Source organism: Ornithinimicrobium cavernae, from assembly GCF_003121625.1.
Lineage (GTDB): Bacteria > Actinomycetota > Actinomycetes > Actinomycetales > Dermatophilaceae > Ornithinicoccus > Ornithinicoccus cavernae.
Genome location: NZ_QDDJ01000016.1, coordinates 131,587 through 139,477, shown reverse-complemented (window position 1 = coordinate 139,477; position 7,891 = coordinate 131,587). Strand labels below are relative to the sequence as shown.

At 70.6% G+C, this 7,891-nt stretch carries 8 protein-coding genes; 4 read left to right on the top strand and 4 right to left on the bottom strand.

Going from position 1 to position 7,891, the window contains the following annotated elements:
* Positions 1 to 260 precede the first annotated feature (260 nt).
* On the top strand, positions 261 to 1,031 hold the full coding sequence (locus DA085_RS17605; protein ID WP_109474290.1) for a cyclase family protein: 771 nt from the start codon (positions 261 to 263) through the stop codon (positions 1,029 to 1,031).
* A 14-nt stretch (positions 1,032 to 1,045) separates the two neighbouring features.
* Positions 1,046 to 2,725 carry a thiamine pyrophosphate-binding protein gene (locus tag DA085_RS17600; protein WP_109474289.1) on the top strand — a complete coding sequence of 560 codons (1,680 nt, stop codon included), beginning with the start codon at positions 1,046 to 1,048 and terminating at the stop codon, positions 2,723 to 2,725.
* A gap of 12 nt (positions 2,726 to 2,737) precedes the next feature.
* Here the strand turns inward: DA085_RS17600 and DA085_RS17595 are convergent, their stop codons facing one another.
* The 3 genes from DA085_RS17595 to DA085_RS17585 all read right to left on the bottom strand — a co-directional run bounded on the left by DA085_RS17595 (position 2,738) and on the right by DA085_RS17585 (position 5,424).
* On the bottom strand, positions 2,738 to 2,980 hold the full coding sequence (locus DA085_RS17595; RefSeq protein ID WP_109474288.1) for a helix-turn-helix domain-containing protein: 243 nt from the start codon (positions 2,978 to 2,980) through the stop codon (positions 2,738 to 2,740).
* 2 nt (positions 2,981 to 2,982) lie between these two features.
* Complete coding sequence (locus DA085_RS17590; RefSeq protein WP_109474287.1) at positions 2,983 to 3,639, bottom strand: hypothetical protein; 657 nt, start codon at positions 3,637 to 3,639, stop codon at positions 2,983 to 2,985.
* A gap of 123 nt (positions 3,640 to 3,762) precedes the next feature.
* The gene (locus tag DA085_RS17585; RefSeq protein WP_109474286.1) at positions 3,763 to 5,424 is read right to left on the bottom strand and encodes an AMP-binding protein; all 1,662 of its coding nucleotides are present in this window, start codon (positions 5,422 to 5,424) and stop codon (positions 3,763 to 3,765) included.
* A 63-nt stretch (positions 5,425 to 5,487) separates the two neighbouring features.
* Between DA085_RS17585 and DA085_RS17580 the strand changes: the two genes are divergently transcribed.
* Positions 5,488 to 6,348 carry a PaaX family transcriptional regulator gene (locus tag DA085_RS17580; protein ID WP_237565591.1) on the top strand — a complete coding sequence of 287 codons (861 nt, stop codon included), beginning with the start codon at positions 5,488 to 5,490 and terminating at the stop codon, positions 6,346 to 6,348.
* Positions 6,349 to 6,401: 53 nt separating this feature from the next.
* On the opposite strand, the gene DA085_RS17575 is transcribed toward DA085_RS17580, so the two are convergent.
* Positions 6,402 to 7,031: a hypothetical protein gene (locus tag DA085_RS17575; RefSeq protein WP_109474285.1), complete on the bottom strand. Its 630-nt coding sequence runs from the start codon at positions 7,029 to 7,031 to the stop codon at positions 6,402 to 6,404.
* Positions 7,032 to 7,229: 198 nt separating this feature from the next.
* Between DA085_RS17575 and DA085_RS17570 the strand changes: the two genes are divergently transcribed.
* Positions 7,230 to 7,805: a hypothetical protein gene (locus DA085_RS17570; RefSeq protein WP_237565590.1), complete on the top strand. Its 576-nt coding sequence runs from the start codon at positions 7,230 to 7,232 to the stop codon at positions 7,803 to 7,805.
* Positions 7,806 to 7,891 lie beyond the last annotated feature (86 nt).

Below are 7,891 nucleotides of genomic sequence, written 5' to 3'. Positions count from 1 at the left end.
GGCGACCCAGCGGCATACCCCCGCTCGTCCGCCACCCCCGCCTGCCGATCCATACCTCGAACATACATACGACCACCGACAGAGCGCTGACCAGCGCCAACACCCCTTGCGCTTCCGCTGGTCCCGTGCTCTGATGATCCCGGGCTCCGAGCGTCAGTTCGACGACCGGGCGGTGAGGGAGGCTTGCTGCACGGCGCGCCCAGAACGACCACCCTGGTCCACGCAGCCGTCCCGTGCCGGGCCGTCTCCGAAGGAGAGTTATGTCCGTCCTGTCAGACCTCACTGCCGCGCTGTCCTCGGGAAGCATCCAGGTCATCGATCTCACCGCCCCGTTGAGCGCCGAGACCCCGCTGCTGGAGCTGCCTCCGGAGTTCGGGCAGACGGCCCAGTTCCAGCTCGAGGAGATCAGCCGGTACGACGACCAGGGTCCGGCCTGGTACTGGAACAACTTCCGCACCGGGGAGCACACCGGCACCCATTTCGACGCGCCCAACCACTGGGTGACGGGCAGGGACCTGGCGGACATCGCCTCGGTGCCCGTGGGCGCGTTCGTGGCACCGGCGATCGTGATGGACGTGACCGAGCAGGTCGCCGCCGACCCGAACTTCCTCATCGAGCGGGAGGACGTGGAGGCCTTCGCGGCCGAGCACGGCGGCCTCCCGGAGGGCGGCTGGCTGTTGTGCCGGACCGGCTGGTCCGCGCGGGTCACGCAGGAGGAGATGATCAACAACACCGAGACCGGACCGACGAGCCCGGGGATGTCGGCGGCCTGCGCCCGCTGGGTCGCGGAGGAGTCCCCCCTGCAGGGGATCGGTGTGGAGACGGTCGGCACGGACGCCGGGGCCGCGCACTCCTTCGACCCGGCCTTCCCGTGTCACTCCTTCCTGATGGGCAACAACAAGTACGGCCTGGCCCAGCTGCAGAACCTCGACCAGCTGCCCCCCACCGGGGCGGTGGTCCTCGCCTCGCCGCTGAAGATCATCGGCGGGTCCGGCTCGCCGGCGCGGGTGGTCGCGCTCGTCGAGCGTTAGGTCGGGCTGGTCCCATGCGCGTCTCGGAGGCAGTCGGACGAGCCTTGGTCGCCGCGGGCGTCGACCACGTCTTCGCTGTGGTCGGCTCGGGCAACTTCCACGTCACCAACGCGATGGTCGCCGCGGGCGCCCGGTTCGTCGCCGCCCGGCACGAGGGCGGTGGCGCCACGATGGCCGACGCCTACGCCCGCAACAGCGGACGGCCGGCGGCGCTGACCGTGCACCAGGGGTGCGGCCTGACCAACGCGATGACCGGGATCGCCGAGGCAGCCAAGTCCCGGACGCCGCTGGTCGTGCTCGCCGCCGAGTCCACCGCGCCACTGTCCAACTTCCACGTGGACCAGGACGCGCTGGCCCGCGCGGTGGGGGCGGTGCCGGTGCGGATCACCGACCCGGAGTATGCCGTGGCGCAGGCGATCGAGGCCGTCGCCACCGCGGTCCACCAGCGGCGCACCGTCGTGCTCAACCTCCCCCTGGAGGTCCAGGAGGCCGAACTGCCCGAGGCCGGACTCCCCGACCACCTCGCGCTGCCACCGGCACCTGCACCGGTCGAGCCCGCCGCCGAGGAGCTGACCCGCCTCGTCGCGGCCCTCGGCGCCGCACGGCGACCCGTCTTCGTCGCCGGGCGCGGCGCCCGCAGCCACGCCGCCCGCGACGCACTCGTGTCCCTGGCCGACGCGAGCGGGGCGCTGCTGGCCACCTCCGCGGTGGCCCGGGGACTGTTCCACGACCACCCCTGGTCGCTGGACGTCTCGGGCGGGTTCTCCTCACCGCTGGCGGCACAGCTGGTCCGCGAGGCCGACCTCATCGTCGGCTGGGGCTGCGCGCTGAACATGTGGACCATGCGGCACGGCGCGCTGATCGGCCCCGACACCACGGTCGTGCAGGTCGACGACACCGCCGAGGCCCTGGGCGCCCACCGCGAGCTCACCTTCGGCGTGCTCGGCGAGGTGGCCACCACAGCAGCCCGCACACTGGCCGCCCTGCCCGCCACCGGCACGCCCGGCGGCGACGCACCCGGTGAGCCCACGGCATACGGCTATCGGACCGAGCAGGTCCGCGCCCGGTTGGCCACCTCCCTGGCCTGGCGCGACGTCCCCTACGAGGACACCTCCCGGGCCGGCCGCATCGACCCCCGCACCCTCACCATCGCCCTGGACGACCTGCTGCCCCGCGAGCGGGTCGTGGCCGTGGACTCGGGCAACTTCATGGGCTACCCCAGCATGTTCCTCTCCGTCCCCGACGAGCAGGGCTTCTGCTTCACCCAGGCCTTCCAGGCCATCGGCCTCGGGCTGGCCACCGCCACCGGTTTGGCCCTGTCCCGACCCGACCGCCTCCCCGTGGCCGCCCTCGGAGACGGGGGCGCCCTCATGGGCGCCGCCGAGCTGGACACGGTCCGCCGCCTCGGACTGCCCATGGTCGTCATCGTCTACAACGACGACGCCTACGGGGCCGAGGTCCACCACTTCGCCGGCGGTGACCACCCGATGGACACCGTCACCTTCCCGGACACCGACATCGCCGCCATCGCCCGCGGCTACGGATTCACCGCCGTGACCGTCCGCGCCGTCGACGACCTCGACCCGGTGCGCACCTGGCTCGACGGCCCCCAGGACACACCACTGCTCATCGATGCCAAGATCGTCGCCGACCAACCCTCCTGGTGGCTCGAGGAAGCCTTCCGCGGCCACTGAGCGGCCACGGCCCTACGGTCGGTCCGGCGCCACCTCGAGCAGCTCGCCGACCGTGCAGTCCAGGGCACGACAGATGGCGGCCAGCGTGGAGAAGCGGATGGCGCGACCGCGGTTGTTCTTCAACACCGACAGGTTGGGGTAGGTGATGTCCACCTGCTTGGCCAGGTCGGCCAGGGTCATTCCACGCTCTGCCAACAGGTCATCGAGACGGCACCGGACCTCTGGCTCCGGCGGGGGTGACTTGCGCAGCGCCATCCCTAGATCAGTCCCTGAGTGTCGTCCTCCGCGCGGTGCGCCCGGCGGAGCAGCAGCGAGAGCAGCAGGAGCAGGCCGGCGAACAGGATCAGCCACCAGTCGGCGTCCTGGACGGACCACTCCGGCACCACGAACCAGCTGAGGTTCGCCTCCGGCTCGGTGGGTGCCCCGATCGCCTGGGCAAAGAGCTGGTCGGCGCGGATGAGGGCCCAGGGTGCCAGGACGGCGACGGCGAGCACCAGGGCTCCGAGGGAGCCGGCCCACCAGGAGGCGGCCCGCCCCAGCCCGCCCCGGCGCCACAGCCGCCAGGACAGATAGACCACCGAGAGCAGGACCACGATCCCGAGCCCGTAGCGGCTGATCCACGCACCGACCTGCCAGGCGAGGAAGGTCTGGTCGACGTCGTAGGCCACGAGGTCGACCTGGACGGACATCGACGCGTTGCTGTGCCGCATGCCGGCCGGGAGCACCGCCTCACCCAGCCGCTCCTGGGCTCCGGCGAGCGGAAGGACGGTCCCGGGAAGCATCCGCAGGCTACTGAGGTGAAGAGCCATCAGGGCGTAGGTGAAGACGGCGCCGACCAGCGCGATGACGCTGGTGACGATCAGCGAGACCCGGCCTACCAGGGCGGCCGGGGCACGAAGTGCGGTGCGTGACATGAGTTCCCCCACTCGGAGTGATGTATCGCTTTTCGATACATCGATTACCGAGACACTAGCAGGTCGGTCGGTCAACCACACGCCAACCGGGTCTGCGTCTGGTCTGACGCCTCCGGCTGCCGGTCAGCCCGCTGCACCGGTCGCGTCCTGGCGCAGCACGTAGCGCTGCACCTTGCCGGTCGACGTGCGCGGGAGCGCGTCGGTGAACTCGATCTGGCGGGGATACTTGTAGGGCGCGATGATGCCCTTCACGTGGTCCTGCAGCGCCCTGCGCAGGGCCGCCTCACCCTCCTCTCCCCCGAGCTGTGACCGCCCGTTGCGCGGCACCACGTAGGCCTTCACCACGTGCCCCCGCTCCTCGTCGGGGGCGGCCACCACGGCGCACTCCATCACGTCCGGGTGGGACACGAGAGCTTCCTCCACCTCGGTCCCGGAGATGTTGTAGCCGGAGCTCACGATCATGTCGTCAGAGCGCGCCTGGAACCAGAAGTAGCCGTCCTCGTCACGGATGAAGGTGTCCCCCGTGATGTTCCAGCCGTCCTGGACGTAGAGGGTCTGGCGCGGGTCCGCGAGGTAGCGGCAGCCCGTCGGGCCCTTGACCGCGAGTCGCCCCGCGACGCCGTCGGGGGCGTCGTGGCCGGCCTTGTCCACGATCTTGGCCCGGTAGCCGGGGACCGGCACCCCGGTCGACCCGGGCCGGATGTCGTCGTCGGCAGCGCTGATGAAGATGTGGAGCATCTCCGTGGAGCCGATGCCGTCGATGAGCTTGACCCCGGTCTCGTCGTGGAAGGCCTGCCAGGTCGGCTGCGGGAGGTGCTCCCCCGCCGACACCGCGCGGCGCAGACTGGCGAGGGAGGCGGCTCTCCCTTTGGCCAGCATGGCCTTGTATGCCGTGGGTGCGGTGAAGCAGACCGTCGCACCGTGCTCCTCGATCAGGTCGGCCAGCTGCTCCGGGGTCGCCTTCTCGACGAGCAGGGTGGCTGCACCGACCCGGAGCGGGAAGACCACCAGACCACCCAGACCGAAGGTGAAGGCGATCGGCGGCGTGCCGACGAAGACGTCGTCCGGTGCGGGCCGGAGGACGTAGCGCGAGAAGGTGTCGGCGTTGGCCAGGATGTCCCGGTGGAAGTGCATGGTGGCCTTCGGGCGCCCGGTGGTCCCCGAGGTGAAGGCCAGCATCGCGACGTCGTCGGCCGCGGTGGCCACGTCCGCGAAGGTGCCGGGCCGGCCCTCCGACAGCGCGGTGATGTCCTCGAGCCCCTCGACCGTGCCCCCGTAGGTCAGGGTCCGCAGCCGCGGGATGTCAGCGGCCAGCAGGTCCTCGGTGAAGCGGTGGTCGCAGACCGCGATGTCGAACTGTCCGACCTCGCCGATCGTCTGCAGCTCCCTGGGCCGGAGCATGGGCATGGTGGGGACGACGACACCCCCTGCCTTGAGCACGGCGAACCAGACCGCGACCAGCCACGGGTTGTTGGGTCCCCTGAGCAGGACCCGGTTGCCGGGGACCAGGCCCAGGTCGTCCCGGAGCACGTGGGCCAGCCTGTTCGCCCGCTCCCTGACCTCACCGTAGCTCCAGCTCGTGCCGTCCGGAGCCAGCACACACAGGCGGTCGACGCCACCATCGGTGATGATGTCGTCGAGCAGGACCGTCGCGACGTTGAGCCGGTCCGGGTACACCACCTCCGGCACCTCGAAGATCAGCTCCGGCCACAGCTCACGTGGAGGCAGGTTGTCACGGCAGAAGGTGTCGACGTGCGCACTCGGGGAGAGCTCGGAGTCCGGCATCTGGTGGCCTCTCGTCGGGGCACCTGCGGCGTCGGCGCCCACTAGTCCCAGTATGTTTGTTCTGTGACGACAGTCAATAGCACACGAGGCACGGGAGACGTGCGGGGCGGTAGCGGCGCCGACTCGGGGCTGCGCGCGCTCATCGTGACGATCTACGGTCTGTACGCCCGCGAGGTCGGGGGCTGGCTCAGCGTCAGCACCCTGATCCGCCTGATGGCCGAGCTCGGTGTCGACGAGCCCGCCGTCCGCTCCTCCATCTCCCGCCTCAAGCGTCGCGGCATCCTCGAGGCGGAGCGGATCGACGGCCGAGCCGGCTACGCCCTGTCCACCCAGGCGCGCGAGATCCTCGACGCCGGCGACCGCCGGATCTTCCGCCGCCGCCGCGGCACCCTGGACGAGGGTTGGGTCCTGGCGGTCTTCAGCGTGCCGGAGTCAGAACGCAGGCGGCGACACACCCTGCGCTCGCGCCTGTCCTGGCTCGGTTTCGGCTCGGTGGGACCCGGCGTGTGGATCGCCCCCGCCCACCTCTACGACGAGGCCCGGGACGTCCTGCTGCGCGAACAGCTCACCGAGTACATCGACCTGTTCGAGGCGCGCTACCTCGGCTTCGCCGCCGCCGCCGAGCAGGTCGCCCAGTGGTGGGACCTGGACAGCCTCGATGGGCTCTACGAACAGTTCTGCGGTGACCACTCGGCCGTCCTGGCCCGGTGGCGGGACAGTCGGCGCAAGGACGAGCCGGGCCGGGCGTTCGCCGACTACGTGCGCGTGCTCACCTCCTGGCGCCGGCTCCCCTACCTGGACCCCGGTCTGGCACCCGAGCTGCTGCCGCGCAACTGGTCGGGCACGACGGCGGCCGACCTCTTCTTCGCCCTGCAGCGGCGCCTGGAGGTGCCCGCGCACCGGTTCGTGGAGGAGTCGCGCTGAGCCCCCGACCGCACGAGTTTCGCTAGGTCCCGCCTGGTGGGCACAACGTATGTTCATCGGCCAGCGTCGAGTTCGTCGGCGTCCCTGATCAACTGCGACACGAGGCTCTGGCCCTGGTCGAGGGTCGTTTCCAGTGTGGCGAGCCCGGTCTCGATCCGTCCCGCCTCCAGGGACCACTTCGCCGCGGCCATGCCCTGGATCAGGCTGTCGTTGATCTCCACGGCCTGCCGGTGTCGCTGCTCTCGTGCCTTCTGCCGCGACCGCTCACGCTCGGCACGAGCAAGCCGCTCCGAGGCGTCACCGAGGAGAAGTCCGATCAGGAGCAGCGGCACGGCACGGGATGTCCAACCCAGCCAGGACAGGTCCACCTGCGCGCCGGCGACCCAGACGATCTGCAACGTGATGGCGACCAGGCCGGCGACCAGGCCGGCTACTCGCCCCCAGGCGATGGCGAGGAGACTGACGGGCAGCGCGTAGAGCATGGTCACGCCGACCGAGGCGTCATCCCCCGCCGCGATGCGTCCGAGAGTCACGGTGAGGAACAGGACGGCGCCGAGGACTACCGTCAGGCCGGGCCGCCGCTGGAACCAGGGGCCATACCTGGCGCCGGGATCAGTGGCGTGCGTCGCCGTCCACGGCATATCGACTCCGCCGCGGCGTAGGTGCTTCCGGTCCACGGCCATGTCGACTCCCCTTCCGATCCATCGTGCCCATCGTCCAACACACGGTCATGTCCCGCCCAGGGACCTGGGACCGTGGCGGGTGGGACCAAGGTCCCGCGCGAATAGCGACCCTGGACCCTGTGCCGGGCACGCAGTACGGACGAGGCTGGATGCCAGCAGCACACCCCGCTGCTGAGTCACCCGAGGAGGAAGATCCCCATGGCTGTCATCCAGCGCCGCACTACCCCACTGAGCCCGACCGGCGACCACGACCACCTTCGTGGCGTCGAGCACACCAACAACATCTGGCTGAGCCTCGCCGCCCGACGGGTGATGGCCGTCCTGCGTATCGCCTTCGGCTTCACCTTCCTGTGGGCGTTCCTGGACAAGACATTCGGCCTCGGGTTCGCCACCCCGACTGACCGGGCCTGGATCAATGGCGGCGACCCCACCGCGGGGTACCTGTCCAACGCCGAGGGCACCTTCGGCGCAACGTTCCAGTCCCTGGCAGGCCAGGCCTGGGTGACCTGGCTGTTCATGGCAGGCCTGCTAGGTATCGGTGTCGCCCTGCTGGCCGGCGCAGGTCTGCGGATCGCCGCGGTCAGCGGCGTGCTGCTCTACGGCCTGATGTACCTCGCCGCGCTTCCGCTGGAGAACAACCCGGTCATCGACGATCATGTGATCGGCGCGATCGTGCTGGTGTTCCTCGCCCTCGCCCACACCGGCGACACGTGGGGCCTCGGCAACTGGTGGAAGAACACCGAGGTGGTCAGGCGCGTCCCGGCGCTGCGGTGATACGTCTCGTGGGCACGTCCGGCCGGGTGGCGCCCACCATAGACCCAGGGGACGGAGGAATCCGTTCCCTGTCGCGCGCGCTGCCC

Bases quoted from the DNA above. Each gene is read 5' to 3' on its own strand.
- DA085_RS17605 (WP_109474290.1), top strand. From the start codon at position 261: ATGTCCGTCCTGTCAGACCTCACTGCCGCGCTGTCCTCGGGAAGCATC.
- DA085_RS17600 (WP_109474289.1), top strand. From the start codon at position 1,046: ATGCGCGTCTCGGAGGCAGTCGGACGAGCCTTGGTCGCCGCGGGCGTC.
- DA085_RS17595 (WP_109474288.1), bottom strand. From the start codon at position 2,980: ATGGCGCTGCGCAAGTCACCCCCGCCGGAGCCAGAGGTCCGGTGCCGT.
- DA085_RS17590 (WP_109474287.1), bottom strand. From the start codon at position 3,639: ATGTCACGCACCGCACTTCGTGCCCCGGCCGCCCTGGTAGGCCGGGTC.
- DA085_RS17585 (WP_109474286.1), bottom strand. From the start codon at position 5,424: ATGCCGGACTCCGAGCTCTCCCCGAGTGCGCACGTCGACACCTTCTGC.
- DA085_RS17575 (WP_109474285.1), bottom strand. From the start codon at position 7,031: ATGGCCGTGGACCGGAAGCACCTACGCCGCGGCGGAGTCGATATGCCG.
- DA085_RS17570 (WP_237565590.1), top strand. From the start codon at position 7,230: ATGGCTGTCATCCAGCGCCGCACTACCCCACTGAGCCCGACCGGCGAC.